The sequence below is a fragment of the Pseudomonas sp. PDM16 genome (assembly GCF_014851865.1).
GTDB lineage: Bacteria > Pseudomonadota > Gammaproteobacteria > Pseudomonadales > Pseudomonadaceae > Aquipseudomonas.
This window is the reverse complement of sequence record NZ_JACVAM010000001.1, coordinates 735,449-760,379: the sequence shown is the minus strand read 5'-3', so window position 1 is coordinate 760,379 and position 24,931 is coordinate 735,449. Positions and strand designations below refer to the sequence as shown.

The 24,931-nt window shown below is 63.9% G+C and carries 26 protein-coding genes and 1 pseudogene; 17 read left to right on the top strand and 10 right to left on the bottom strand.

What is annotated here, in order from left to right; translation table 11 throughout:
- Positions 1 to 24 precede the first annotated feature (24 nt).
- From IB234_RS03470 to IB234_RS03440, 7 genes are all read left to right on the top strand, one after another.
- Positions 25 to 819 carry a hypothetical protein gene (locus IB234_RS03470; protein ID WP_192313914.1) on the top strand — a complete coding sequence of 265 codons (795 nt, stop codon included), beginning with the start codon at positions 25 to 27 and terminating at the stop codon, positions 817 to 819.
- A 258-nt stretch (positions 820 to 1,077) separates the two neighbouring features.
- Positions 1,078 to 1,989 carry a glutamate/aspartate ABC transporter substrate-binding protein gene (locus IB234_RS03465; RefSeq protein WP_192313911.1) on the top strand — a complete coding sequence of 304 codons (912 nt, stop codon included), beginning with the start codon at positions 1,078 to 1,080 and terminating at the stop codon, positions 1,987 to 1,989.
- A gap of 190 nt (positions 1,990 to 2,179) precedes the next feature.
- A complete protein-coding gene (locus tag IB234_RS03460; protein WP_192313908.1) occupies positions 2,180 to 2,926 on the top strand; it encodes an amino acid ABC transporter permease in 747 nt (248 codons plus the stop codon).
- The gene (locus tag IB234_RS03455) at positions 2,923 to 3,591 is read left to right on the top strand and encodes an amino acid ABC transporter permease (protein WP_192313905.1); all 669 of its coding nucleotides are present in this window, start codon (positions 2,923 to 2,925) and stop codon (positions 3,589 to 3,591) included. The genes IB234_RS03460 and IB234_RS03455 overlap by 4 nt, the downstream gene beginning before the upstream one ends.
- On the top strand, positions 3,588 to 4,322 hold the full coding sequence (locus IB234_RS03450; RefSeq protein ID WP_192313902.1) for an amino acid ABC transporter ATP-binding protein: 735 nt from the start codon (positions 3,588 to 3,590) through the stop codon (positions 4,320 to 4,322). The genes IB234_RS03455 and IB234_RS03450 overlap by 4 nt, the downstream gene beginning before the upstream one ends.
- A gap of 88 nt (positions 4,323 to 4,410) precedes the next feature.
- Positions 4,411 to 6,279, top strand: coding sequence for a sensor histidine kinase (locus IB234_RS03445; RefSeq protein ID WP_192313899.1), 1,869 nt, complete (start codon positions 4,411 to 4,413; stop codon positions 6,277 to 6,279).
- Entirely contained in the window at positions 6,272 to 7,597 is a 1,326-nt protein-coding gene (locus IB234_RS03440; RefSeq protein WP_192313896.1) for a sigma-54-dependent transcriptional regulator, read from the top strand. Before IB234_RS03445 ends, IB234_RS03440 begins: the two co-directional genes overlap by 8 nt.
- 124 nt (positions 7,598 to 7,721) lie before the next feature.
- Here the strand turns inward: IB234_RS03440 and glsB are convergent, their stop codons facing one another.
- Positions 7,722 to 8,642 carry a glutaminase B gene (glsB, locus tag IB234_RS03435; protein ID WP_192313894.1) on the bottom strand — a complete coding sequence of 307 codons (921 nt, stop codon included), beginning with the start codon at positions 8,640 to 8,642 and terminating at the stop codon, positions 7,722 to 7,724.
- A gap of 204 nt (positions 8,643 to 8,846) precedes the next feature.
- Here glsB and IB234_RS03430 point away from each other — a divergent pair, with 204 nt between their 5' ends.
- The 3 genes from IB234_RS03430 to IB234_RS03420 all read left to right on the top strand — a co-directional run bounded on the left by IB234_RS03430 (position 8,847) and on the right by IB234_RS03420 (position 11,511).
- Entirely contained in the window at positions 8,847 to 9,872 is a 1,026-nt protein-coding gene (locus IB234_RS03430) for a histone deacetylase family protein (RefSeq protein ID WP_192313892.1), read from the top strand.
- 23 nt (positions 9,873 to 9,895) lie between these two features.
- Positions 9,896 to 10,984 carry a polyamine ABC transporter substrate-binding protein gene (locus IB234_RS03425; protein ID WP_192313890.1) on the top strand — a complete coding sequence of 363 codons (1,089 nt, stop codon included), beginning with the start codon at positions 9,896 to 9,898 and terminating at the stop codon, positions 10,982 to 10,984.
- Between the two features lie 182 nt (positions 10,985 to 11,166).
- Complete coding sequence (locus IB234_RS03420) at positions 11,167 to 11,511, top strand: hypothetical protein (protein ID WP_192313888.1); 345 nt, start codon at positions 11,167 to 11,169, stop codon at positions 11,509 to 11,511.
- A 111-nt stretch (positions 11,512 to 11,622) separates the two neighbouring features.
- On the opposite strand, the gene IB234_RS03415 is transcribed toward IB234_RS03420, so the two are convergent.
- Both IB234_RS03415 and IB234_RS03410 read right to left on the bottom strand, forming a co-directional pair.
- Complete coding sequence (locus IB234_RS03415; RefSeq protein WP_192313886.1) at positions 11,623 to 11,883, bottom strand: hypothetical protein; 261 nt, start codon at positions 11,881 to 11,883, stop codon at positions 11,623 to 11,625.
- A gap of 34 nt (positions 11,884 to 11,917) precedes the next feature.
- On the bottom strand, positions 11,918 to 12,979 hold the full coding sequence (locus IB234_RS03410; RefSeq protein ID WP_192313884.1) for a hypothetical protein: 1,062 nt from the start codon (positions 12,977 to 12,979) through the stop codon (positions 11,918 to 11,920).
- A 270-nt stretch (positions 12,980 to 13,249) separates the two neighbouring features.
- On the opposite strand from IB234_RS03410, the gene IB234_RS24320 reads away from it, so the two are divergent.
- Positions 13,250 to 13,522 carry a LuxR C-terminal-related transcriptional regulator gene (locus IB234_RS24320; RefSeq protein ID WP_192313882.1) on the top strand — a complete coding sequence of 91 codons (273 nt, stop codon included), beginning with the start codon at positions 13,250 to 13,252 and terminating at the stop codon, positions 13,520 to 13,522.
- A pseudogene (locus tag IB234_RS03400) lies at positions 13,486 to 13,722 on the top strand (response regulator transcription factor); the annotation flags it as partial. The gene IB234_RS24320 and the pseudogene IB234_RS03400, both read left to right, overlap by 37 nt.
- A gap of 17 nt (positions 13,723 to 13,739) precedes the next feature.
- On the opposite strand, the gene IB234_RS03395 reads toward IB234_RS03400, so the two are convergent.
- The 3 genes from IB234_RS03395 to IB234_RS03385 form a co-directional block, all read right to left on the bottom strand.
- Positions 13,740 to 14,174, bottom strand: coding sequence for a CBS domain-containing protein (locus IB234_RS03395; protein ID WP_192313876.1), 435 nt, complete (start codon positions 14,172 to 14,174; stop codon positions 13,740 to 13,742).
- Between the two features lie 120 nt (positions 14,175 to 14,294).
- Positions 14,295 to 15,119: an HDOD domain-containing protein gene (locus tag IB234_RS03390; protein WP_192313873.1), complete on the bottom strand. Its 825-nt coding sequence runs from the start codon at positions 15,117 to 15,119 to the stop codon at positions 14,295 to 14,297.
- 93 nt (positions 15,120 to 15,212) lie between these two features.
- Complete coding sequence (locus tag IB234_RS03385; protein WP_192313870.1) at positions 15,213 to 16,250, bottom strand: low specificity L-threonine aldolase; 1,038 nt, start codon at positions 16,248 to 16,250, stop codon at positions 15,213 to 15,215.
- Between the two features lie 368 nt (positions 16,251 to 16,618).
- On the opposite strand from IB234_RS03385, the gene IB234_RS03380 reads away from it, so the two are divergent.
- Positions 16,619 to 16,834, top strand: coding sequence for a DUF1127 domain-containing protein (locus IB234_RS03380; RefSeq protein ID WP_192313867.1), 216 nt, complete (start codon positions 16,619 to 16,621; stop codon positions 16,832 to 16,834).
- A gap of 176 nt (positions 16,835 to 17,010) precedes the next feature.
- Here IB234_RS03380 and oadA read toward each other — a convergent pair whose 3' ends face one another.
- Both oadA and IB234_RS03370 read right to left on the bottom strand, forming a co-directional pair.
- Positions 17,011 to 18,819 carry a sodium-extruding oxaloacetate decarboxylase subunit alpha gene (gene oadA / locus IB234_RS03375; protein ID WP_192313864.1) on the bottom strand — a complete coding sequence of 603 codons (1,809 nt, stop codon included), beginning with the start codon at positions 18,817 to 18,819 and terminating at the stop codon, positions 17,011 to 17,013.
- 10 nt (positions 18,820 to 18,829) lie between these two features.
- Positions 18,830 to 20,245, bottom strand: a complete 1,416-nt coding sequence (locus tag IB234_RS03370; protein ID WP_192313861.1) for an acetyl-CoA carboxylase biotin carboxylase subunit — start codon at positions 20,243 to 20,245, stop codon at positions 18,830 to 18,832.
- Positions 20,246 to 20,432: 187 nt separating this feature from the next.
- On the opposite strand from IB234_RS03370, the gene IB234_RS03365 reads away from it, so the two are divergent.
- The 4 genes from IB234_RS03365 (at position 20,433) to IB234_RS03350 (ending at position 23,639) form a co-directional block, all read left to right on the top strand.
- Entirely contained in the window at positions 20,433 to 21,374 is a 942-nt protein-coding gene (locus IB234_RS03365; RefSeq protein WP_192313858.1) for a LysR family transcriptional regulator, read from the top strand.
- A gap of 62 nt (positions 21,375 to 21,436) precedes the next feature.
- A complete protein-coding gene (locus IB234_RS03360; protein WP_192313854.1) occupies positions 21,437 to 22,108 on the top strand; it encodes a GntR family transcriptional regulator in 672 nt (223 codons plus the stop codon).
- 125 nt (positions 22,109 to 22,233) lie between these two features.
- Positions 22,234 to 22,827 (top strand): MarC family protein, encoded by a 594-nt coding sequence (locus IB234_RS03355; protein ID WP_192313851.1) that lies wholly within the window; start codon positions 22,234 to 22,236, stop codon positions 22,825 to 22,827.
- Positions 22,828 to 22,865: 38 nt separating this feature from the next.
- A complete protein-coding gene (locus IB234_RS03350; RefSeq protein ID WP_192313848.1) occupies positions 22,866 to 23,639 on the top strand; it encodes an N-acetylmuramoyl-L-alanine amidase in 774 nt (257 codons plus the stop codon).
- A gap of 75 nt (positions 23,640 to 23,714) precedes the next feature.
- On the opposite strand, the gene IB234_RS03345 is transcribed toward IB234_RS03350, so the two are convergent.
- Together IB234_RS03345 and IB234_RS03340 are read right to left on the bottom strand one after the other, a co-directional pair.
- Positions 23,715 to 24,371, bottom strand: coding sequence for a DUF3313 domain-containing protein (locus IB234_RS03345; protein ID WP_192313845.1), 657 nt, complete (start codon positions 24,369 to 24,371; stop codon positions 23,715 to 23,717).
- A 70-nt stretch (positions 24,372 to 24,441) separates the two neighbouring features.
- Complete coding sequence (locus IB234_RS03340) at positions 24,442 to 24,831, bottom strand: response regulator (protein ID WP_192313842.1); 390 nt, start codon at positions 24,829 to 24,831, stop codon at positions 24,442 to 24,444.
- Positions 24,832 to 24,931: the final 100 nt, after the last annotated feature.

Here is a 24,931-nt window from a genome sequence, read left to right as displayed (position 1 = left end):
CCTTTTCCTCGACAAGGACCCGTCATGCGCAAGCTATCCTTCCTCGCCCTCTCCCTGCTGCTCGCCGGCCAGGCCAATGCCCTCGACCTGGCCAAGTACCCTCAGGGTTTCGACGCCGGGCAAGGCATAAGCGTCAAGCTGGCGCCGAGCGCCGATGGCAAGCAGGCTCTGGTGCAAGTCAGCGGGGTCAACCACCCGCTGGACGAGGTGGTGTTCCTCGCCGACGTGAACGAGCGCGGCAATGACGAACGCGACTACGGCACTACCCTTGATGGCGGCCCGTACAACCTGTTGCTCAAACGGCAAGGCTGGGGCGGCGAGAGCTACCAGTTGTACCTGCCCGGTACGGAAGGCTTCCAGCTGGGCTTCGACGAAAAAGCCAGCAAGGCAATCAAACCCGCCGAGCTACTGGCACTGTACGAACAGCAGAAGAAGGACGGCGTGCAGGACAAGCTGGCCAGGTTCGACCGCAAGAAGCGCGAGCAGTCCAACCAGACCAGTCTCCAGCAAATGGACAAGTCAGCGTCCGATGACTGCGGCACGCCCCTGCAGACCATCGTGGACTGGAGTGCCATCGATGACCAGCAGATGAAGCAATTGAGCATCTCCGGCTACTGCGGCGAGGTGGTCAACCAGATCGCCAATCTTTGCCGCAACCAGCCATCCTTCAAGAGCGAGGCCGCCAGCATCACGTCCGTGGAATGCCGTTTCGACAAGACCATGAAGCTGCGTGAGCAAAACGGCAAGCTGCTGTTCAACACCGCCGAGGACGCGCCCAATCAGGGGGACTTCATCAACGCCTTCCTGCGTAACCGCTGATCGATCCTCGATCATCCCCGCATTCGGTTTTCCGAACACAGACGGCCGGTCTGTTCGCTCTGACGAACGCCGGCCGTTTCCATAGCCGTCGCAAAGATCAATTAATCCATTAAATATCAGCCAGTTAGCGAATATAGATCGCTTTGGCACACTCCCTGCTCTGGTACCTCGCAAGGACGGCTCTGCCGCCCAACCCGCACGGGACTCCGCATCGCTACACCGCGATCGACCCGGATAACAACAACAGCGAGGATCAGCATGAACAGCACTCTCTCCCGCGCCATCGGTATCGCCCTGGCCGCCACCCTGTGCAGCGCCCCGGCACTGGCCGAAGAACTGACCGGCACCCTGAAGAAGATCAAGGAAAACGGCAGCATCACCCTCGGCCACCGCGACTCCTCCATTCCTTTCTCCTACTACGGCAGCGACCCGCAACAGCCGGAAGGCTATTCCCACGACCTGCAGCTGAAAGTGGTCGAGGCGCTCAAGCAGAAGCTGGAAATGCCGGACCTGAAGGTGCGCTACAACCTGGTGACCTCGCAGACCCGCATCCCGCTGGTACAGAACGGCACCGTGGACATCGAATGCGGTTCCACCACCAACAACGTCGAACGCCAGCAGCAGGTGGACTTCTCCGTCGGTATCTTCGAAGTGGGCACCCGCCTGCTGACCAAGAAGACCTCCGGCGTGGTCGACTTCCCCGACCTGAAAGGCAAGAACGTGGTGACCACCGCCGGTACCACCTCCGAACGTCTGCTCAAGGCAATGAACGCCGAGAAGCAGATGGGCATGAACATCATCTCCGCCAAGGACCATGGCGAATCCTTCCTGATGCTGGAGTCCGGCCGTGCCGTGGCCTTCATGATGGACGACGCCCTGCTCGCCGGCGAAATGGCCAAGGCCAAGAAGCCGGACGACTGGACCGTGGTCGGCACCCCGCAATCCTTCGAGATCTACGGCTGCATGGTGCGCAAGGGTGACCCGGCGTTCAAAAAAGTGGTCGACGACGCGATTACCGCCACTTTCCAGTCCGGCGAAGTCACCGCCATCTACGACAAGTGGTTCCTCAACCCGGTCCCGCCGAAGGGCCTCAACCTGAACTTCCCGATGAGCGACGAGCTGAAGAAGCTGATCGCCAATCCGACCGACAAGGCCGCCGAGCAACTCTGACGGCCCACCACGTCGGTCCCCGTTCGCGCGCCTCACGAGGGCGCGCGGCCCGGGAAGCCGGAAGGCGCTCGCCTTCCGTCATCTCGCACCATCAGGACAGGAGCATCGCCGCCAACAGCGGCGTGGGCGCGCTGGCGCCCGGCTCCCATCCGCCCTGCCCGTTCGGGCCAGAATCGAGGGGAAACCCGTCATGAATTACAACTGGGACTGGGGCGTATTCTTCAAGTCCACCGGCATCGGCAGCGAGATCTACCTGGACTGGTTCATCACCGGCCTGGGCTGGACCATCGGCATTGCCCTGTCCGGCTGGCTGATCGCCCTGGCGCTGGGCTCGCTGCTCGGCGTCATGCGTACCGTGCCGAATCGCTGGATCAGCGGCTTCGCCACCTGCTACGTGGAAATCTTCCGCAACGTACCGCTGCTGGTACAGCTGTTCCTCTGGTACTTCCTGGTACCCGACCTGCTGCCCGAGCCGCTGGAGATGTGGTTCAAGCAGGACCTGTCGCCGGCCACCTCGGCCTTCCTCAGCGTGGTCGTGTGCCTTGGCCTGTTCACCGCCGCCCGCGTCTGTGAGCAGGTGCGCACCGGCATCCAGGCATTGCCCAAGGGCCAGCTGGCTGCCGGCTACGCACTGGGTTTCCGCCTGCCGCAGGTGTATGCCAACGTCCTGTTGCCGCAGGCATTCCGCATCATCATTCCGCCGCTGACCAGCGAGTTCCTCAACATCTTCAAGAACTCCTCGGTGGCCTCCCTCATCGGCCTCATGGAGCTGCTGGCGCAGACCAAGCAGACCGCCGAGTTCAGCGCCAACCTGTTCGAAGCCTTCACCCTGGCCACGCTGATCTACTTCACCCTGAACATGGGTCTGATGCTGCTGATGCGCCTGATCGAGAAGAAGGTCGCGGTGCCGGGCCTGATCTCCGCAGGAGGTAAATGATGGATTTCAGCGCTATCGTCCCGGCCCTGCCGGGCCTGTGGAACGGCATGCTGATGACCCTGCAGCTGATGGTGCTGGGCGTGATCGGCGGCGTGGTGCTCGGCACCCTGCTGGCCATCATGCGCCTGTCGCACAACCGTCTGTTGTCGGGCTTCGCGGCTACCTACGTCAACTATTTCCGCTCCATCCCGCTGCTGCTGGTGATCACCTGGTTTTACTTCGCAGTGCCGTTCCTGCTGCGCTGGATCACCGGCGAAGACACCCCCGTGGGCGCCTTCACTTCGTGCCTGGTGGCCTTTGTGATGTTCGAGGCGGCCTACTTCAGCGAGATCGTCCGCGCCGGTATCCAGGCCATCCCGAAAGGCCAGATGGGTGCCGCCCAGGCCCTCGGCATGACCTACGGCCAGACCATGCGCCTGATCATCCTGCCGCAGGCCTTCCGCAAGATGACCCCGCTGCTGTTGCAGCAGAGCATCATCCTGTTCCAGGACACCTCGCTGGTCTACACCGTGGGCCTGATGGACTTCCTCAACGCCGCCCGCTCGCGCGGTGACATCCTCGGCCAGCCCCATGAGTTCCTGATCTTCGCCGGCCTCGTGTACTTCACCATCAGCTTCGCCGCCTCGCAGCTGGTCAAGCTCCTGCAGAAAAGGTTAGCCGTATGATTTCCATCCAGAACGTCAACAAGTGGTACGGGGACTTCCAGGTGCTGACCGATTGCAGCACCGAGGTGAAGAAGGGCGAAGTGGTCGTGGTCTGCGGTCCGTCCGGCTCCGGCAAGTCGACCCTGATCAAGTGCGTCAACGCCCTGGAACCCTTCCAGAAGGGCGACATCGTGGTCGACGGCACCTCCATCGCCGACAAGCAGACCAACCTGCCGCAACTGCGCTCGCGGGTCGGCATGGTGTTCCAGCACTTCGAGCTGTTCCCGCACCTGACCATCACCGAGAACCTGACCATCGCCCAGATCAAGGTGCTCGGCCGCAGCAAGGCCGAGGCCACCGAAAAGGGCCTCAAGCTGCTCGACCGGGTTGGCCTGTCCGAACATGCCCACAAGCATCCTGGCCAGTTGTCCGGCGGTCAGCAACAGCGCGTGGCCATCGCCCGCGCCCTGGCCATGGACCCGGTGGTGATGCTGTTCGACGAGCCGACTTCGGCGCTCGACCCGGAAATGGTCAACGAGGTGCTGGACGTCATGGTGCAGCTGGCCAACGAAGGCATGACCATGATGTGCGTGACCCACGAAATGGGCTTCGCGCGCAAGGTCGCCGACCGGGTGATCTTCATGGACGCCGGCAAGATCGTCGAAGACTGTCCCAAGGAAGAATTCTTCGGCGACATCAACGCCCGTTCCGAGCGGGCCCAGCAGTTCCTCAACAAGATCCTCCAGCACTGATGGAGACTCCCCTCTCCCTCCGGGAGAGGGGCGGGGGTGAGGGCGCCACAGGCACCTTCGCCCTCCTACCCAGCCCGGGCCTACTGTGATGCAATGCCCCTCCCCCAGCGTCCCTCCCGCCCTCACCGTGAAGCCACAACTGCTCCGCCAGATACTGCTGACCCTGCTGGGTATCGCCCTGGTACTCGGCTGCGGCTACGCCGGCTACCGCCTGAGCGAGGCGGTCGGCATCCGTGACCTGGCCGATGTCGGTGAGCGCCAGCTCGAACTCAACGCCCGCGCGGTGGAGAGCGAGGTTGGCAAGTACACCTACCTGCCCAGCCTGCTGGAACTGGAGAGCGGCGTCAGTCGTCTGCTGCTCACGCCGGGCCGCTACCGCCGGCAGCGCCTCAACGATCACCTCGAAGGCCTCAATCAGCGCGCCGGCAGCCTCGCCGTGTACGTGCTCGACCTCGATGGCCGGGTGGTCGCCACCAGCAACTGGAATCAGCCGGACAGCTACCTGGGCGAAGACCTGTCGTTCCGCGACTACTACAAGCAGGCCGTCCACGGCGAACCAGGACGCTTCTACGGCATTGGCAGCACCAGCGGGGAGCCCGGCTACTACCTGGCCCACGGCCTGCGCGCCAACGGCCGGGTGATCGGCGTGGCCGTGGTCAAGGTACGCCTGGACGCCCTGGAAAAGCGCTGGGCCGATGCGCGTGTCGAGGCCTATGTCAGCGATGAGAACGGCATCGTCATCCTCGCCAGCCGCCCCGAGCGCCGACTCAAGGCCGTGCGCCCGCTCAACGACGCCGACCGCGAACGCCTGGCGCGCAGCCTGCAGTACCACTGGGCGACGCTGGAGGAGCTTCAACCGCTGGCCCGCCATGACCTTGGCAACGGCCTGCAGGAAGTTCGCCTGGACGGGCCCGACGGGACGCCGCTGGACTACCTGCAACAAACCCGGGCGCTGGAGAACACCGCCTGGCACCTGACCCTGCTCACCCCGCTGGCCGAGCAGCGCCGCACTGCCGCCAGCCACGGCCTGCTGGCCAGCGTGGCCTGCGCCCTGCTGATCTTCGGCGGCCTGGCACTGAACCAGCGGCGCAAGGTGATCGCCACCCGCCTGGCCGCCCGCGAGGCACTGCAGCGCGCCAACAGCGAGCTGGAGCGCAAGATCACCGAGCGCACCATCGACCTCTCCGCCAGCAACCGCCGCCTGCTGGCCGAAGTCAGCGAACGTCAGCAGACCGAAGCCAACCTGCGCCAGGCCCAGGACGGCCTGGTACAGGCCGGCAAGCTGGCGGTGATCGGTCAGATGTCCACCAGCATCGCCCACGAACTGAACCAACCGCTGGCGGCGCTGCGCACCCTGTCCGCCAATGCTGCGCGCTTCCTCGAACGCGGCGCGCTGGATACCGCCGGCAGCAACCTGCAGGCCATCGGCGAACTGGTCGACCGCATGGGCCGCATCACCGGCAGCCTGCGCGCCTTCGCCCGGCGCGGCGGCGACCACGGCCAGGCCAGCCTGGAGCAGGCGGTGGAAGCGGCACTGTTCCTTCTGCACAGCCGCATCGAGCAGGAACATCCGACCCTGCACCGTGAATTCGCCGACGCACGCCTGGCCATCGACCAGACTCGCCTGGAGCAGATCCTGGTCAATCTGCTCAGCAATGCCCTCGATGCACTGCGCGAGCAGCCTCGTCGCGAACTATGGCTGAGCGGCGTGGCACAACGCGACAGCTATCGCCTGGAGATCCGCGACAGCGGTGCCGGCATCCCGCCCGACCTGCGCGCACACCTGTTCGAGCCCTTCTTCACCACCAAACCGGGCGAGAAGGGCCTGGGCCTCGGCCTGACCCTGTCCGCCAGCCTGGCCGCAGCCGCTGGCGGCAACCTGGCCGTGCGTCACCCGGATGAAGGCGGCAGCGCCTTCACCCTCACCCTGCCGCTGGAGCGACCTCGCGATGACTGAAGCGCTGACCGTACTGATCGTCGAGGACGACCCGCATGTGCTGCTCGGCTGCCAGCAGGCGCTGCAGCTGGAGGACATCGACAGCACCGGCGTCGGCAGCGCCGAGGAGGCACTGGCCAGGGTCGACGGCGACTTCGCCGGCATCGTGGTCAGCGATATCCGCCTGCCGGGTATCGACGGCCTGCAGCTGCTGGCCGAGCTCAAGCGCCGCGACCCGAGCCTGCCGGTGGTGCTGATCACCGGCCACGGCGACATCGGCATGGCCGTGGGCGCCATGCGCGACGGTGCCTATGACTTCATCGAGAAACCCTTCTCCCCCGAGCGGCTGGTCGAAGTGGTGCGCCGCGCCCTGGAGCAACGCAGCCTGGCCCGCGAGGTCAGCGCATTGCGCCGCCAACTGGCCGGGCGCCAGGCCCTGGAGCACCGCATCATCGGCCGCTCACCGGCCATGCAGCAGCTGCGCGAGCTGATCGCCAACGTCGCCGACACCGGCGCCAACGTGCTGATCGAGGGCGAGACCGGCACCGGCAAGGAACTGGTCGCCCGTTGCCTGCACGACTTCAGCCGGCGCCAGGGCAAGGAGTTCGTCGCGCTGAACTGCGGCGGCCTGCCGGAAAGCCTGTTCGAGAGCGAGATATTCGGCCACGAAGCCAACGCCTTCACCGGCGCCGGCAAGCGGCGCATCGGCAAGATCGAGCACGCGGACGGCGGCTCGCTGTTCCTCGACGAGATCGAGAGCATGCCGCTGGCCCTGCAGATCAAGCTGCTGCGCGTACTGCAGGAGCACAGCCTGGAACGCCTCGGCTCGAACCAGCCGATCGCCGTGGACTGCCGGGTGATCGCCGCGACCAAGGCCGACCTGGCCGAGCTGGGTCAACGCGGCGAGTTCCGCAGCGACCTGTATTACCGGCTCAACGTAGTGACCCTGGAGTTGCCACCCCTGCGTGACCGGCGCGAGGACATCCTGCTGCTGTTCGAGCACTTCCTGCAGCTCTCCGCCCTGCGCTTCGACCGCGCCATGCCAGAGCTCGACCGCGCTACCGCAGCGGCCCTGCTGGCACATGACTGGCCGGGCAACGTGCGCGAGCTGCGCAACGTGGCCGAGCGCTTTGCCCTCGGCCTTCCGGTGTTCAAGAAGAGCGGCGCCCCCCCGGACGGCAACCCCAGCAACTTCTCCGAAGCAGTGGAAGCCTTCGAGCGCAACCTGCTTGGCGCCGCACTGGAGCGTCACGCCGGAAACCTCAGCCAGGCCGCCGTGGAGCTTGGCATGGCCAAGACCACTCTGTTCGACAAGGTGAAGAAGTACGGTCTGCAATAACGGTATGTCGAGCAACAGAACTGCTGCAGAGTTTCGACACGCCGACCTTTGACCGTCCCGGCCGCTGCTCTCAAGAGAAGAGCACCCCAGGACCTCTTATGGCGCGCCCGGATAAATCCCTCCGCTAGCACAGCGGGGAAAACACCGACCAGCCAATGCGCTCGCTGAGCGACTCCAGGGCCGCCATGCCGGCCAGGGAGTTGCCGGCGGCGTTCAGCTCCGGCGACCACACGCAGATGCTGAAGCGTCCTGGCACCACCGCGACGATACCGCCACCGACGCCGCTCTTGCCCGGCAGGCCGACGCGGTAGGCGAAGTTGCCGGCCTCGTCGTACAGCCCGCTGGTGGCCATGATCGCGTTGACCTGCTGGGTCTGGCGTGGCGTGAGGATCTGCTCGCCGCTGCGCGGGCACACGCCCTGGTTGGCCAGGAAGCCGCAGGCGCGGGCCAGGTCGACGCAGCTCATGGCCAGCGCGCAGTGGTGGAAGTAGCTGCGCAGCACCGCCTCGACTTCGTTGTGGAAGTTGCCGAAGGCCTGCATCAGGTAGGCCGCGGCAGCATTGCGCGCGCGGTGCTGGTATTCCGACTCGGCGACCTTGGCATCGGCCACCAGCAACGGGTTGCCGGCCAGGCGCCGGGCCAGGTCGCGCATGGACAGCGCCGGGGCAGCGAAGCGCGACTGGTTGATGTCGCAGATCACCAGGGCGCCGGCATTGATGAACGGGTTGCGCGGGCGGCCACGCTCGAACTCCAGCTGCACCAGCGAGTTGAACGGCTGGCCGGACGGCTCGTGGCCAAGGCGCTGCCAGATGTCCTCGCCGGAATGCTGGATCGCCTGCACCAGGCTGAATACCTTGGAAATGCTCTGGATCGAGAACGGCTCGGCAGCGTCGCCGGCGGTGTACAGGCTGCCATCCACGCCCAGCACCGCTATACCTAGACGGTCGGCCGGCACCTCGGCCAGCGCCGGGATGTAGTCGGCCAGCTTGCCGCGCCCCAGCAGCGGGCGCACCTGGTCCAGTATCTCGTTCAACAGCGCCTGCATGTTCCACCTCTTGCCTGTGCGGGTGCCGAAGTAGACGCCTGATCGCGCCGGGCAATCACAGCTCCGGCTGGCCGGTTCTAGCTCTTATGGAGGCATGCGCTGGGCATTTTGGCCGCAATTATCCCTTTGTTGGCCGCCGTTATCGTTCACCCGACTCACCGGGCCGGCCAACAATTCGCCCAGCCCTTAGAGGAGAACAACAAGATGCTGACCTACTACAGCGACGACCACCGCCTGCACCACGCCCAGGGCGAGATGGTTGGCGGCGAATTCAAACCCTGCTTCGAGATGCCGGCGCGTGCCGACCATGTGCTGGCACGGGTGCGTGAGCGCAACCTCGGCGAGGTGCTGGCGCCAAGCGATTTCGGCCTGGCACCGATCGCCCGCATCCACACCGGCGACTACCTGGACTTTCTGCAGAAGGCCTGGGCCGGCTGGGCCGCCCAGGGCAACACGGCCGACTTCCTGCCTGGCGTGTTCCCCGCCCGGCATATGCGCGCCAAGCGGCCCAACGATCTCTACGGCCAGTACGGCTTCCACAGTTTCGATTGCTTCGCGCCGATCACCGCCGGCACCTGGCAGGCCGCGTACACCTCGGCGCAGATCGCCTTGAGCGGCCAGGCCGAGATCGCCGCCGGCGCCCACAGCGCCTTCGCCCTGTGCCGCCCGCCGGGCCACCACGCCAGCGCCGACGTGATGGGCGGCTACTGCTATCTGAACAACGTTGCCATCGTCGCCCAGGCCTGCCTCGACCAGGGCGCCGCACGGGTGGCCATCCTCGACGTCGACTACCACCACGGCAACGGCACCCAGTCGATCTTCTACGACCGCGACGACGTGCTGGTGGCCAACATCCACGGCTGCCCGAGCTTCGAGTATCCGCACTTCCTCGGCTATGCCGACGAGACCGGCGCCGGCCGTGGCGAGGGCTTCAACCTCAACCTGCCGCTAGCTGCCGGCAGCGCCTGGGACCTCTGGGGCGCGGCCTTGGAAACCGCCTGCCAGCGCATCGCCGCCTACGGCCCGGACGTGGTGCTGGTGTCGCTTGGCGTCGACACCTATCAGAACGACCCGATCTCCAGTTTCAAGCTGGACAGCCCGGACTACCTGCGCATGGGCGAACGCATCGCCGCGCTGGGCAAGCCGACGCTGTTCGTCATGGAAGGCGGCTATGCGGTCGCCGAAATCGGCATCAATGCCGTCAACGTGCTCGAAGGTTTCCAGGGCTGAGCCCTACACAGGAGAACAACAAGATGAAGAAACTGCTCGCTGCCGCACTCTGCGGCCTGACCCTGGCCGGCACCGCCCAGGCCGCCGACCGCGAACTCAAGGTCTACAACTGGTTCGACTACATCACCCCGGAGACCCTGACCAAGTTCAAGCAGGACAGCGGCATCAAGCTGACCTACGACATCTTCGACACCAACGAGGCGCTGGAAGCCAAGCTGCTCACCGGCAACTCCGGCTATGACCTGGTGGTGCCGTCCAACGTGTTCCTGGCCAAGCAGGTCGAGGCCGGCGTGTTCCAGAAGCTCGACCGCAGCAAGCTGCCCAACTGGCAGCACCTCGACCCGCAGCTGATGAAGCTGATCGAGGCCAACGATCCGGGCAACCAGTACGCCGTGCCCTACATGTACGGCACCGTGCTGATCGGCTTCAACCCGGACAAGGTCAAGGCCGCCCTCGGCGACAATGCGCCGGTGGACAGCTGGGACCTGATCTTCAAGGAAGAGAACATCGCCAAGCTGCAGCAGTGCGGCGTGGCCCTGCTCGACTCGCCATCGGAAATCCTGCCGCTGGCCCTGCACTACCTGGGCCTGCCGCCGAACAGCAAGGAACCGGCCGACTACGCCAAGGCCGAGCAGCTGCTGAGCAAGATCCGCCCGCACGTGCGCTACTTCCACAGCTCCAAGTACATGAGCGATATCGCCAACGGCGAGATCTGCGTGGCCGTGGGCTACTCGGGCAGCTTCTCGCAGGCCGCCAACAACGCCAAGCAGGCGAAGAACGGCGTGACCGTGGACATGCGCCTGCCGAAAGAAGGCGCGCCGATCTGGTTCGACATGATGGCGATTCCGAAGGATGCGAAGAACATCGACGAGGCCCATGCCTTCATCAACTACCTGCTACAGCCGCAGGTGATCGCGCCGATCTCCGACTTCGTCGGTTACCCCAACCCGAACAAGGACGCCACCGCGCTGGTCGCCGAGTCGATCCGCAACAACCCCAACCTGTACCCGACCGCCGAGGCCATGCAGAAGCTCTACACCCTCGAGCCGCTGCCGCGTGCCGCCGAGCGCGCGCGCACCCGCGCCTGGAGCAAGATCAAGACCGGCAACTGAGCCGCCCGGCACGTGTGACAAAACCGGCCTGCGGGCCGGTTTCGTTTTGCTGCCTGCAGCTCACCGGCCCGCGCCGCGCAGGTTGGACAAGCCCGAGGGCAACTGCTTAGGTGAGCAATCAGGGTGAGTGCCTAACCAGTGGTCGGGCAAGATGCCCGCCGCCACTGCCAGGAGCCTCCGCCATGGATAGATTGCTGATTGCACTGCCCCTGCTCGTTGTCGCCAGCGGCGCCAGCGCGCAGAACCTGCCCGCTATCGACTTCACCTGCCCCAACGATATCCGCGTGCAAGCCAAGGCCGGTGGCACGGTGACGATCAACGACAAGCAAGCCACCCTGCACAAGTTCAGCGAACAGTACTTCGAGGCCAAGGGCGAAGGCGTGACTATTTCCGTGAGCCTGGATGGCAAAGGCGTGCCCACGGTGTCCTACACCGGGAAAAAGGGCGCCAACGGCATCTGCGAGGTGACCAAGGAAGTCGAAACGACGGAGGCCGCTCCGGCCAACGAGGTAAAACCGCAGGAGTAAACCGCAACACTCGCCGTGCAAACGCGCCTGCTCTAGGCCGAACACTCTTCATACAAAAAGACCGGCCATTGGCCGGTCTTTCCATGTCATCCGCGGTGGATTACCTCCGCTTCAGATCGCTCGGAAATTGCTCCCCGGATCGGTATCAATCTGGTCGCCTTGATTGAGAATGCCTAGCAAATTCGAGGTGACCGGATTGGGCAGGTGGCCCACCGGCAAATGAGCATTGATTCTGGCCAACGCGTCAGCCATCGCATCACGAGTGAACTGCTGGGATAGAGGATCACTGTGAACCCTGATATCCCGCTTGTAGTTCTGCGTGTAGCCGGTCGGACCGTAGGTGATGGTTACTTTGCACCATGAAGTCGGCATGTCAGTTGCTCCTTGTTAAGTTTGATGACAGGGATTACAGCGCGATGTCACGCGCGTGGGTCTGCCCCGGCCAGACGCCGGTCATCTCGATCTCGCGCTGGCCGGTCAGCCACTGGCCCAGCGGGTTCGGCCACTTGAAGCTGTAGTGATCGCTGTTGATCATCCCTTTGAAGCTGACATCGGCGACGATGTTGGTGGCGCTCAGCGGGATGTTGGCAACGGTCTTGGACAAGCCGCCGCTCAGCGAGAAGGACTCGTTCTTCTTGCCCTGCGGGGTGTCGTAGCTGAGGTTGATGCTGGTGATGTAGGTACAGCCCGGCTTGTTGTTGAACAGGATCTGCAGCGAACCCAGGCGGGTGATCCAGTTGGGGATCAGCAGATTGCCGTCGAACGAAGCGAAGGTGTAGGCGACCGGCACCACGCCACTGGCGACCTGGTTCGCCCCAGTCGGCCACAGGTGCTGGTCGACCTGTTTGGTCTCGCGGGTCGAGGTGTAAGAACCCTTGGCATTGGCGCCGGCCAGCATGTCCTGCACCGCACCGACCGAACCGCTGATGGAGAAGGATGCGCTGTTGTCCTGGGAGCCGATGTTCAGTCCGCTGTTGGCGTAGATCACGCTGGTGACCACACCAAAGCCCTGGGCGATGTTGCCACCGCTGCCCATGCTCACCGAGCCGGCCTGCTGGGCCAGCCAGCTCAGAGTCGCCGGTTTGGTCAGGGCAGTGAGATCACCGAGAAACTCCTCGTTGGCAATGCCGAACTCGGAAGCCATGGAGCCAACATTGGCGAAGTCCCAGGTGATCTCGGTGCCAGCAGTAATCTTGGTGCCGGTCTCCGGGTCGGTGGCGTTGCCGTCCAGATTGACATTGGCCTGGCTGCGCCGGACGTTGCTGGAGGACAGCTTCCACTGGTTGGGGATACCACGGTTGCTGATGGACAGGCCGGGGGTAGCCTCCTGTACCAGGGTGAAGTCTCCGTTGTCTGGCGAGACGATGCCGACAGCACCGACCTTGATCTTCGGATCGAGGGTCCAGTTGCCCCAGTAGGCGGCGCGCCCGGCGCGGATAAGATCGGTAAACGTACGATTCCAATTCATGACTGTAGTCCTTGCAGTTATCTAAATGGATGGCGCACTGACAAACCGTCGGTGCGCGTACGTCGAATACGTCCGCTCGCTTCAGCCCTGAATGAGAGCCTCGTTGAGTGAGTCGACAAGCCGATGCTGTCGGTTAGGCTGAGGCATGGAAATTGGGCAAATTCGGTATTGCAGGGGGGGAGCCCTGTCCCGATGGATTGCCGCCAATAGCTGTCAGCCCGGGCAGTTCAGGCTGACAGGCAAGGAAGCTTCTCTGGACAGGACACGGATGTGCTCAGCGCCCGGGAGATGCAGGCGCTATCACTGATAGCGCGCGGTTTCAGCGATCGCGATATTTCCGTGCTGCTTGACGTGTCGTTCAGTACCGCCAGGAAGCACCGCGAGAACGTGCAAAGAAAACTTGGCCTGCGCAAAGCCAGCCAGCTGACGATCTACTATCTGGAGCACTTCGCCGAATCATGTAAAAAAAACAATCGACACCACAGGGCACACTTTTCAGTGCGCGGGAGGATCAGATCATGCGGCTGTTTGCCCACGGCCTGAGCGATAAGCAGGTGGCCCGGCAGCTCGGTATCAGCGAGCTGACGGTGCGCAAGCACCGCACCAACATGCAAGGCAGGCTGGGCGTATCAAATGGTTGCGCGCTGCTGTTCGAGGCCGTGGTATGCGGCTGGCTGGTTTTGCCGCTGGCGGACAGCCAGAGCCCGAGCACGTCGATGCCCCTGGAAGGTAAAACACCCTAGCCTCCAATAGCGTCCACTTACTCACCGCGGATGTACTGCTCCAGGTGCTGGATCAGGCCGTCCTGCTCCGCCAGGGTTTCCTTGACCAGGTCACCGATGGACAGCAGGCCGAGCAGCCTCTCACCCTCTACCACCGGCAGGTGACGCAGATGGCCATCGGTCATCAGGCTCATGCATTCGCGGATGCTCTGCCTCGGCTGCACCGTCACCACCGGTACGCTCATCACTTCGCGCACGGCGGTGCCGATGGAGGAACGCCCCTCGAGCACACCTTTGCGGGCGTAGTCACGCTCACTGACGATGCCCAGCAAGCGGCCGCCATCGGCCACTGGCAGCGCGCCGACATTGTGCTTGGCCATCAGCCGCAGCGCCTCGAGCATGCTGGCATCGGGCGCCACGGTGTGCACATCTGGTTGCGATTTGCTGCTGAGCATCTGCGCTACGGTCTTCATGCGAATCTCCCTTTGTCCTGTGTTCGCGATGGGGCGAAGCATCGACCAAAGCGACCGCCACAGGCCAACCGGAGATTTGCATGGCGACTATTGAGAAATTCACTGACAGGGCAGCGGTTCTCAATCGAGCAACTGGCTGAAACCCTTGTCGGCTTCCAGCACCTCGGGCAGCTTGTCGAACAGTGCATCCAAGTCGATACCCTCGCACAACGGGCTGTCCAGCTCCTCGCGGGTCTTGCCGAGGTCACCGTTGTGCTGGCGCAGCGCCTCGGCAATGAGGACCGCCTGGGCAACCAGCCGCGGCAGCGGCATATCCACTGGTGCCTGATGCGGACGAGCCTGCAGTGCGATGGCCTGCTGGATGACCTCCGGCAGTTGCCAGCGCCGGGCCAGCTCGGCGCCTACCTCGGGGAAGCCAAAGCCCAGTTGCAGGGTCTCCAGCGCCACGCGGCCGGCAGCGTCGGTCTTGCCGCTGCGGTTGAGGCGTGCCGCCAGCTCGGGGGCGCCGGTCTGGATCAGCAGCTCACCGATGTTGTGCATCATGCCGCAGGTAAAGGCCGTCTCCATCGCCACACCACGGGTCTTGGCCAGCAACCGGCAGATGCTCGCCACCTGGAAGCTGTGCAGCCAGAAAGCCTTGAGGTCGAAGCCGGAATCGGTCTTGAAGGCACCCGTCACCGCCGAGGCCAGCACCAGCGTACGCAGGGTGTTGAAGCCCAGTCGCGAGGCCGCGTCTTCGACGCTAGTTGCCTCGCGGGCGCCGCGAAAGCGTGCAGAGTTGGCCAGGCGCAGCACCTTGGCGGCGATCACCGGGTCGAGGTTGATGTTGCGCGCGACTGCGTCGAGGTTGGTGTTGGGGTTGTCGAACTGCTGGATCAGGTCCTGGGCGACCTTGGGGATGCTGGGAAGGCTGTGCAACTGGTCGAAGAGACGGTTGATTTCCATGAGGGTGATTCTCCGGCGAAGCGGAAAAGAAGGTCAGTGGGACTAAAAACATTAGTCAGCCCCACTGCACCGCACCCTGCCTTTCGTCGGCACTCAGGCCATGGCTCGACGAATATCGGCCGCCAGCTCGCGCACCCGCGCCTCTTCGGTATCCCAGGAGCACATGAAGCGGGCGCCACCAGCACCGATGAAGGTGTAGAAACGCCAGCCCCATTCGCGCAGACGCTCCAGGGCGGCTTCCGACAGCTGCAGGAATACGCCGTTGGCCTCGACCGGGAACATCAGGCTCACGCCCGGCACATCGGCCACCAGCTCAGCCAGCAGACGCGCGCAGCGGTTGGCGTGGTTGGCGTAGCGCAACCAGGCATCGTCCTGCAGCAGGCCGACCCAGGGAGCCGACAGGTAACGCATCTTCGAAGCCAACTGACCGGCCTGCTTGCAGCGGTAGTCGAAGTCCTCGGCCAAAGCCTTGTTGAAGAACAAAATGGCCTCGCCCACCGCCATGCCGTTCTTGGTGCCGCCGAAGCACAGCACGTCGACGCCGGCCTTCCAGGTCAGCTCGGCCGGGCTGCAGCCGAGCGAAGCGCAGGCGTTGGAGAAGCGCGCGCCGTCCATGTGCAGGTTGAGATTGAGCTCATTGCACACCTCGCTGATGGCCCGCACTTCCTCGGGGCGATACACCGTGCCGACCTCGGTGGCCTGAGTCAGGGTCACCACGCGGGGTTTGGGGTAGTGGATATCCTGGCGCTTGAGCGCCACCTCGCGGATCGAGTCCTGCGTCAGCTTGCCCAGCTCGGTACGCGCGGTGAGCAGCTTGGAGCCGTTGGAGAAGAACTCCGGCGCACCGCACTCATCGGTCTCGACGTGGGCGGTCTCCGAACAGATCACGCTGTGGTAGCTCTGGCACATCGAGGCCAGGGCCAGCGAGTTGGCGGCGGTACCATTGAAGGCAAAGAACACTTCGCAGTCGGTCTCGAACAGCTGGCGGAAATGGTCAGCCGCACGGGCCGTCCACTGGTCGTCGCCATAGGCTCGCTGGTGGCCGAGGTTGGCCTCGGCCATGGCGGCCCAAGCCTCCGGGCAGATGCCGGAATAGTTGTCACTGGCGAATTGCTGGGTCTGGTCGGTCATGGAGATTTCCTTGCTGGGCCGCCATCTACTTTACGCCAGCATAGCGCTCCGGAGGACGTCGACTACGGGGCGAATGGGGCAATAACAGATTGGCGATAATTCCGGCTTCAGAAAAAACTGTATCGATATCTATTTGCTGCTTCTTCCTAAGTTTGCAGCTGAAAATCTGGCTATATAAAACAAGACGAGAGCTTTAACTTATGACCAGTACAGTTGTGCGCATAGAAACAGAACAGTTACAAAGCCGGCTAACTAATAGCCCTGCAATTTATCCCAGCTGTGCCTACAAAATCGACTGTACAGTCAGGAAAATGTGCTTCCAGTAGGACACCCTCTAACCCCGCTAGACAGCGGAAGGAAGCACCACCATGGAACGCGCACTCAGTTCCGACCTGATGTTCCAACAAGAAAACCCGGCCAGCGGCGGCATGATGCCCCTGCGTGTTCTGGGCACCCTGCTGCTGTGGCAGCGTCGTATCAGCAGCCGCCGCGAGCTGGCTCGCCTGGACGAACGCCTGCTGGCCGATGCCGGCATCAGCACCTACGACCGCTCCGTCGAGATCAGCAAGCCGTTCTGGCGCTGAGTCGTAGCACCGCCGTCCAAAAGGGAAGCAGAACGCTTCCCTTTTTTCTGCCCGCCATTCCACCACCACGATCCAGCCCCAAGCCAGCCTGGGCCGCATCGGCCTGCAGCGCCGAGCATCCACCATAAAAAAGGGGGAGCTTGCGCTCCCCCCAATGGGACTTACTCGTTACGCGGTCAGGCGATTTCCACCAGCACTTCGCCCGGGTTGACCCGGTCCCCCTTGGCCACGTGGATGGCCTTGACGGTCCCGGCGATCGGCGCCTGCACTTCGGTTTCCATCTTCATCGCCTCGGTGATCAGCACCGCCTGGCCGGCCTTGACCGTGTCGCCCTCCTTGACCAGCACATCGACGATGTTGCCCGGCATGGTGGTGCTGACATCGCCCGGCGCGCTGGCGCTCTTGCGCTTGCCACCTGCCCCGCCGGCGACGAAGTCGTTGAGCGGCTCGAACACCACCTCTTCCGGCATGCCGTCGATGGACAGGTAGAAGTGGCGCTTGCCGTCGCCCTTCACACCCACGCCGGTGATGTCCACGCGGTAGCTCTCGCCATGCACGTCGACCACGAATTCGGTCGGTACGCCGCCAGCACCAGCCGGGGCCACGCCGCCAGCCTCGGGAATCGGCAGCAGCACTTCCGGAGTCAGGGTGCCGGCGGCGCGCTCCTCGAGGAACTTGCGGCCGATGTCAGGGAACATGGCGAAGGTCAGCACGTCCTCTTCGGACTTGGCCAGGCTGCCGATGTCCTCGCGCAGCTTGGCCATCTCCGGCTTGAGCAGGTCGGCCGGGCGCACGTCGATCACTTCCTCGCTACCGATGGCCTGCTTGCGCAGCGCCTCGTTGACCTTGCCCGGCGCTTTGCCATAGCGGCCCTGCAGGTACAGCTTCACCTCGTTGGTGATGGTCTTGTAGCGCTCGCCGGCCAGCACGTTGAACACCGCCTGGGTGCCGACGATCTGCGAGGTCGGCGTCACCAGGGGCGGGAAACCAAGGTCTTCACGCACGCGCGGAATCTCGGCGAAAACCTCGTTGATGCGGTTGAGCGCGCCCTGCTCCTTCAACTGGTTGGCCAGGTTGGACATCATGCCGCCCGGCACCTGGTTGACCTGCACGCGGGTGTCGACGGCAGTGAATTCGCTCTCGAACTGGTGGTACTTCTTGCGCACGGCGTGGAAGTACATGCCGATCTCCTGGATCAGCGCCAGGTCCAGGCCAGTATCGAACTCGCTGCCGCGCAGGGCCGCGACCATCGACTCGGTGCCCGGGTGGCTGGTGCCCCAGGCGAAACTGGAGATGGCGGTATCGATGTGGTCGGCGCCGGCCTCGATAGCCTTGAGCTGGCACATCGAGCCCATGCCGGCGGTGTCATGGCTGTGGATGAACACCGGCAGGTCGACTTCGGCCTTCAGCGCCTTGACCAGCTCGGCGGTGGCATAGGGGGTGAGCAGGCCGGCCATGTCCTTGATGGCGATGGAGTCGATACCCATGGCCTGCATGGCCTTGGCCTGGGTGACGTAGGCCTCGACCGTGTGTACCGGGCTGGTGGTGTAGCTCAGGGTGCCCTGAGCGTGCTTGCCGGCAGCCTTCACCGCCTCGATGGACACGCGCAGGTTACGCACGTCGTTCATCGCGTCGAAGATGCGGAACACATCGATACCGTTGACCGCCGCCTTGGCCACGAAGGCACGCACCACGTCGTCGCTGTAGTGGCGGTAGCCGAGCAGGTTCTGCCCACGCAGGAGCATCTGCAGGCGGGTGTTGGGCAGCGCGGCCTTAAACTGGCGCAGGCGCTCCCACGGATCTTCCTTGAGGAAGCGCACGCAGGCGTCGAAGGTGGCGCCGCCCCAGACTTCCAGCGACCAGTAGCCGACCTTGTCCAGCTTGTCGCAGATCGGCAGCATGTCTGCGGTGCGCATGCGGGTGGCGATCAGCGACTGATGGGCATCACGCAGGATGGTGTCGGTAACCGTGATCTTCTTGCTCATTGTTCGTTCCTCACAGGCCGGCATGCGCGGCGATGGCGGTGGCGATGGCGATGGCCAGGTGCGACGGCTCGCGCTTGATCGAATACTGGGTCAGCTCCGGATGGCTCTCGACGAAGCTGGTGTTGAACTGGCCGCTGCGGAACTCCGGGTTGCGCAGGATTTCCTGGTAGTACGGCGCGGTAGTGCGCACGCCTTGCACGCGCATGTCGTCCAGCGCACGCAGGCCACGGTCCAGCGCCTCTTCCCAGGTCAACGCCCAGACGATCAGCTTTAGGCACATCGAGTCGTAGTAGGGCGGGATGGTGTAACCGGTGTAGATCGCCGTGTCGGTACGCACGCCGGGGCCGCCGGGTGCGTAGTAGCGGGTGATCTTGCCGAAGGACGGCAGGAAGTTGTTCTTCGGATCCTCAGCGTTGATGCGGAACTGCAGGGCAAAGCCGCGGTGGATGATGTCCTCCTGCTTCACCGACAGCTCCAGGCCGGAAGCGATGCGGATCTGCTCGCGCACCACGTCGATCCCGGTGATTTCCTCGGTGATGGTGTGCTCCACCTGCACGCGGGTATTCATCTCCATGAAGTACACCTCGCCCTCGGCGAGCAGGAACTCCACGGTGCCGGCGTTCTCGTAGCCCACCGCTTGAGCGGCGCGCACGGCCAGGTCGCCGATATAGGCACGCTGTTCGGGGGTGAGCTGCGGGCTGGGGGCGATCTCGATCAGCTTCTGGTTGCGGCGCTGGATCGAGCAATCGCGCTCGAACAGGTGCACGGTGTTGCCATGGCTGTCAGCGAGGATCTGCGCCTCGATATGCTTCGGATTGACGATGCATTTTTCCAGGAACACTTCGGCGCGACCGAAGGCCTTGGTCGCTTCGGAAATCACCCGCGGATAGGCCTGCTCCAGTTCCTCGCGGCTGTTGCAGCGACGGATGCCGCGACCGCCGCCGCCGTTGGTGGCCTTGAGCATCACCGGGTAACCGATGCGGTCACCCTCGCGCAGGGCCTCGGCGATATCCGCCACGTTGCCCTCGGTGCCCGGGGTGCAAGGCACGCCGGCAGCGATCATGCTGCGCCGCGCCTCGGTCTTGTCACCCATCCGGCGAATGACTTCTGCCGACGGGCCGATGAACTTGATGCCGCGCTCGGCACAGATATCGGCCAGCTCGGCGTTCTCCGAGAGAAAACCGTAGCCTGGGTGGAGGGCATCACAGCCGCTTTCCACCGCCAGGTTCACCAGCTTGCGTGGATTCAGGTAGCCGGCCAGCGGGTCGTCGCCGATGCTGTGGGCCTCGTCGGCGCGCTTGACGTGCAGTGCGTGACGGTCCGCCTCGGAGTAGACGGCCACCGAGCGAATGCCCATCTCGGCGCAGGCACGCACGATGCGCACCGCAATCTCGCCGCGGTTGGCGATGAGAATCTTCTTGATCACGAGCCTGGTCCTCGATCACGTGAGCAAAGGACCGCCAGAGAGCGGTCGACGGATGACCGCACAGCCCGCGGCGGTCTTGCTTCTAAGCTAGCGCCGCCGATGAATTAACCAAAATCAATAATTGTTGGGGTGACCATTAGTAAAGACTTATATTTATCTCCACCAGAGCCTCTGAGTGCCTAGATGAATGCGCAAGTCATTGATGAGAATGACCTTTCGCCAACTGCGGGTTTTCCGTGCGGTGTGCGAAAGCCGCTCCTACAGCCGCGCGGCCGAGGAAATGTCGCTGACCCAGCCCGCGGTAAGCCTGCAGATTCGCCAACTCGAGGAGCTGGTCGGCCAGCCGCTCTTCGACTATGTGGCCAAGAAGCTCTATCTGACTCCCGCCGCCGAAGCACTGCTGCGCGCCAGCGAGGATGTATTTGGGCGCCTGGAAGCGCTGGACATGCAGCTTTCCGACCTGCAGGGCTCGCTGCAGGGCCAGCTGACTCTGGCGGTGGAGTCCAGCGCCAAGTACCTGGTACCACACCTGTTCGCCGCGTTCCGCGAACAGCACCCGGAAGTCGGCCTGCAGTTGGTGGTGGTCAACCATGGCCAGGCAGTTAGACGCTTGTCGGCGAGCCGCGACGACCTGCTGATCATGTCCCAGCCACCCGGAGACCAGGCGCTGGACTTCTTCCCCTTCATCAACAACCCGATCGTCGCCGTCGCACCACCGCAGCACCCACTGTGCTCACTGGAAAAACTGCGCCTGGGCGATCTGACGCCATTTCCGTTGCTGATCCGCGAGACTGGCTCCGGCACCCGCCGCGCCTGCGAAGAGTATTGCCACCAGAAGCGCGCTCACTTCGCCCAGACCATCGAGGTGGGCTCCACCGAGTCGCAGGTCGAAGCAACCATTGCCGGGCTTGGCGTTGCGCTGTTGCCTCGTCATTCCGTGCGCCTGGAACTGGCCCAGGGTTTGCTGCGCGAGTTGCCAGTGGAAGAGCTTCCGCTGCAGCGCAGCTGGTGCGTGGTGCATGCCCGCGGCAAGCGTCTGTCACCCGTGGCTCAAGCCTTCCGCGACTTCATCCGCAACGAGCGCGCGCAGATCGCGGCGCTGGAACAGCGCTTCAGCCGAGCAGGTTGAGCTGGTATTCCGAGGATTTCGTATATGATATTCGCATCAGCCCGCCGAATCGGTGACCTGCCGTGCCTCTACCTCGCTTCAATGCCCCCAACCTGGGAATAGCGCCTGCCGCATCCGAGGTCATCGCCAAGCACCTGCGCGACGCGATCATCTCCGGGCATTTCGCCGAGGACGAGCCGATCCGCCAGGACGACATCGCCCAGCTGTTCAACGTCAGCAAGATTCCCGTGCGCGAGGCGCTCAAGCGCCTGGAAGCCGAAGGCCTGGTGCTGTTCCAGCGCAACAAGGGCGCGGTGGTCACGCGCATCTCCGAGCCGGAGATGGCGCAGATGTTCGAGGTGCGCGTGCTGCTGGAAATGCGCGCCATCCGCCTGGCGGTACCGAACATGACCGAAGACACCTTCGCCGCCGCCGAGCGCATCTGCGAGGCCTTCCTCGGCGAGGAGGACGTCGGTCGCTGGGCCGAACTCAACTGGCAGTTGCACGCCTGTCTCTACGAACCGGCGCAGCGCCCGTTCCTGGTCAACCTGATCCGCTCGATCCACGACAAGCTGGAACGCTACCTGCGCATGCAGATGAGCCTGTCCGAAGGCAAGGACCGCGCCGACCACGAGCACCGCGACATCATCGACGCCTGCCGAGCTGGCGATGCCGATACCGCCGCCCGGTTGATCGAAGAGCACATCAACGGCGTGTGCCAGACGCTCTACGAACATCTGCCCAACAGGGTCTGATGATGTCCACAGGCTTTCTCGGCCCGCGGAAGCCCTGTGCGCCCCTGCAAGCGGTAAACTGAGCCTCAAGCCGCCCGGCCGACCGTCGCCGGGCCGACTCCTGCCCTCTCATCCGAGAACCGCTCATGGATTTATTCGGCATTGCCGTACTGGTTTTTCTGGTCACCGACCCATTCGGCAACATCGCCATTTACCTTGCCGCATTGAAAAATGTGGCCCCAGAGCGGCGCATGCGCGTCGCCTTGCGGGAGCTGCTGCTCGCGCTGGTTCTGCTGATGGTTTTCCTGACCTTCGGCGAAAAGATCCTCAGCGGCCTGGGCCTATCCCGCGAAGCGACCGCCATCGCCGGCGGAATCATTCTGTTCGTCATCGCCATGCGCCTGATCTTCCCAAGGCCAGAGGGTGTACTGGGCGATCTGCCGGATGGCGAGCCACTGCTGGTTCCACTGGCCACGCCGGCGGTGGCCGGTCCATCAGCCCTGGCGATCCTGATGACCCTTCGCGGCACCTATGAAGGGCCTATCTGGGAGCTGTACCTGGCGGTGGGTCTTGCCTGGCTCGCCACCGCCAGCATTCTGCTGCAAGCCACTTGGCTGCAGAAATTCCTCGGACCACGCGGCCTCACCGCAGTGGAGCGCCTGACCGGCATGCTACTGATCATGCTCAGCGTCGACATGTTGCTCGACAATCTGCAGAGCATCCTGCACATCACCCCCTGATACACTGCTGCTCCGAACCGACGACCGATCCACTACCGATGAGACTCGCTGCCTTCGCCCTCACCGTTCTGCTCCTGGCCGGCTGCGCCAGCGGCCCGCAGATCGACGACAGCATGCGCTCGCAAGGCCAAAGCAGCAGGGTGCAGTACATCGTCCTGCACTACACCTCCACCGACCTGCTGCGTTCACTGGCGCTGCTGACACAAGGGGAGGTCAGCGCTCATTACCTGATCGACGATGGGTCGGCGAAAGTCTATCGGCTGGTGGACGAAGACCGCCGCGCTTGGCATGCCGGCGATAGTGAGTGGCAGGGCCGGACCTGGCTGAACGCCAGTACCATAGGCATCGAGCTGGTCAATCAGGGCTATTACGAAGGCCCTGCGGGACGTTACTGGCAGCCCTATGGTGAAGCCCAGATACAGGCGTTGATCGTACTGCTCAAGGATCTGGTCAAGCGTCACGACCTGCCGATCGACAGCATCATCGGCCACAACGACATAGCACCGCAGCGCAAGGTCGACCCGGGCCCGCTATTCCCCTGGAAACGCCTGGCGGACGCGGGTCTCATCCGCTGGCCGGACCCAGCCGCCGTCACGCGCGAGCAAGCTCGCTTCACGGCCAGGCCTGCCGAAGTCATCTGGTATCAGGAACAGCTGCACAAACTGGGTTACCCCGTGCCCCGCACCGGGGTACTCGACCAGGCGACCCGCAACGTGCTGGTCGCCTTCCAGATGAAGTACCGGCCGGCGCGCTATGACGGCGAACCGGATGCCGAGAGCGCCGCGATGCTCCAGGTGCTCACACTACCCTGAGCACGCCGGCGCATCCGACCAGAGGCACCAGCCCTCGGTTCCGGCAGATGCCTCGGCCAGCCATGGAGCGTCGACTCAGGGCTTGAAGCCGCGGGCATCCTTGGCCCAGATGTCCAGCGCCGGCTTTAGGTCGTTCAGGGTCAGATGTGTGCTGCTGTTCTCCAGCTGCAGCCCATGGCCCTTGCGCACCACCCGAACCATCGGCTTGCTATTCCCCCCATCGACCGCTTCCAGCTCCACGTAGATCGCCGTGTCCCGATCACGCGTGCCGGCGGCGGTATTGGCTGCAGCCAGCACCAGAGCGATAGGGATAACCTCGTAGGCGTGCAGGCCCTCAGCCGACACATCGACTCCGGTTATGGCGCTGCGCAGGACCAGGCTGTCCCGATTGGGAGCATTGACCACTGGCATACGCTGGGAAACCTCACGCTCGATGGCTTGCTGCAGATAGTCCGCGATCTGGTCGAGGGTACCCTGGCTGACCTGGTCGCTGGGCTTGGGCGCCGGGTAGAACACTGGTTTTTCGACGTAGATGGACCGGTAGTTGCTGTCCTTGAAGTCCGGCGAGACCCAGCGCATCACTGGGGCGCCGCTGGCGGAGGTGGTCGGCTGCAGCTGCGAGTAATCGGCCAGGAAGCCCGAGTACTGGGAGGGTTGAGTGGTCTGGCTGGCGCAGCCAGCCAGCAGCAAAACGCCGATGAGACCGAGGAAAAGCGAGTTGGCTCGACGCATTTCGGATACTCCTGTTCCGAGGGGATGCGTGCAGCCTAGATGTCGCTTCGCTAACTCGCCAGGCCGCGGGCTAGCCGCCTGCCAGTTCGTTCAGGCGGGTCGCCAGCAGGTTCAGATCGTAAGGTTTGACGATGCTGTCGGTGGGTGCCTCGGTGTCGCGGGCGCGCACTTCTTCAAGCAGCTCGCGCTCGTTGTAACCACTGGCGAACAATACTGGCAGCGTCGGCCGCAACTGGCGCGCAGCCTCGACCAGTTCGCGGCCATCCATGCCGGGCAGACCGATATCGCTCATCAGCAGGTCGAACACTGTGCCGTCACGCAATGCGTCCAGCGCACTGGGGCCATCGCCCATGGCGTGAACCTGGTAACCGAACTCTTCGAGCACTTCCACGGTGAGTTGGCGGACGACGTCATCGTCTTCGACCAGCAGGACGGTCTTGGGGGCGGTGGTTCCTGTCATCGGGTCTCTCGTGGTGGCATACGGCGGGCAGAGTGCGCAAATGTTTGGCAAACTTCGGGGAATGCACGCGGTCAGTGTGCCACACGCGCCCGGATAAGAA

Bases quoted from the DNA above. Each gene is read 5' to 3' on its own strand.
- IB234_RS03470 (WP_192313914.1), top strand. From the start codon at position 25: ATGCGCAAGCTATCCTTCCTCGCCCTCTCCCTGCTGCTCGCCGGCCAG.
- IB234_RS03465 (WP_192313911.1), top strand. From the start codon at position 1,078: ATGAACAGCACTCTCTCCCGCGCCATCGGTATCGCCCTGGCCGCCACC.
- IB234_RS03460 (WP_192313908.1), top strand. From the start codon at position 2,180: ATGAATTACAACTGGGACTGGGGCGTATTCTTCAAGTCCACCGGCATC.
- IB234_RS03455 (WP_192313905.1), top strand. From the start codon at position 2,923: ATGATGGATTTCAGCGCTATCGTCCCGGCCCTGCCGGGCCTGTGGAAC.
- IB234_RS03450 (WP_192313902.1), top strand. From the start codon at position 3,588: ATGATTTCCATCCAGAACGTCAACAAGTGGTACGGGGACTTCCAGGTG.
- IB234_RS03445 (WP_192313899.1), top strand. From the start codon at position 4,411: ATGCAATGCCCCTCCCCCAGCGTCCCTCCCGCCCTCACCGTGAAGCCA.
- IB234_RS03440 (WP_192313896.1), top strand. From the start codon at position 6,272: ATGACTGAAGCGCTGACCGTACTGATCGTCGAGGACGACCCGCATGTG.
- glsB (WP_192313894.1), bottom strand. From the start codon at position 8,642: ATGCAGGCGCTGTTGAACGAGATACTGGACCAGGTGCGCCCGCTGCTG.
- IB234_RS03430 (WP_192313892.1), top strand. From the start codon at position 8,847: ATGCTGACCTACTACAGCGACGACCACCGCCTGCACCACGCCCAGGGC.
- IB234_RS03425 (WP_192313890.1), top strand. From the start codon at position 9,896: ATGAAGAAACTGCTCGCTGCCGCACTCTGCGGCCTGACCCTGGCCGGC.
- IB234_RS03420 (WP_192313888.1), top strand. From the start codon at position 11,167: ATGGATAGATTGCTGATTGCACTGCCCCTGCTCGTTGTCGCCAGCGGC.
- IB234_RS03415 (WP_192313886.1), bottom strand. From the start codon at position 11,883: ATGCCGACTTCATGGTGCAAAGTAACCATCACCTACGGTCCGACCGGC.
- IB234_RS03410 (WP_192313884.1), bottom strand. From the start codon at position 12,979: ATGAATTGGAATCGTACGTTTACCGATCTTATCCGCGCCGGGCGCGCC.
- IB234_RS03395 (WP_192313876.1), bottom strand. From the start codon at position 14,174: ATGAAGACCGTAGCGCAGATGCTCAGCAGCAAATCGCAACCAGATGTG.
- IB234_RS03390 (WP_192313873.1), bottom strand. From the start codon at position 15,119: ATGGAAATCAACCGTCTCTTCGACCAGTTGCACAGCCTTCCCAGCATC.
- IB234_RS03385 (WP_192313870.1), bottom strand. From the start codon at position 16,250: ATGACCGACCAGACCCAGCAATTCGCCAGTGACAACTATTCCGGCATC.
- IB234_RS03380 (WP_192313867.1), top strand. From the start codon at position 16,619: ATGGAACGCGCACTCAGTTCCGACCTGATGTTCCAACAAGAAAACCCG.
- oadA (WP_192313864.1), bottom strand. From the start codon at position 18,819: ATGAGCAAGAAGATCACGGTTACCGACACCATCCTGCGTGATGCCCAT.
- IB234_RS03365 (WP_192313858.1), top strand. From the start codon at position 20,433: ATGCGCAAGTCATTGATGAGAATGACCTTTCGCCAACTGCGGGTTTTC.
- IB234_RS03355 (WP_192313851.1), top strand. From the start codon at position 22,234: ATGGATTTATTCGGCATTGCCGTACTGGTTTTTCTGGTCACCGACCCA.
- IB234_RS03350 (WP_192313848.1), top strand. From the start codon at position 22,866: ATGAGACTCGCTGCCTTCGCCCTCACCGTTCTGCTCCTGGCCGGCTGC.
- IB234_RS03345 (WP_192313845.1), bottom strand. From the start codon at position 24,371: ATGCGTCGAGCCAACTCGCTTTTCCTCGGTCTCATCGGCGTTTTGCTG.
- IB234_RS03340 (WP_192313842.1), bottom strand. From the start codon at position 24,831: ATGACAGGAACCACCGCCCCCAAGACCGTCCTGCTGGTCGAAGACGAT.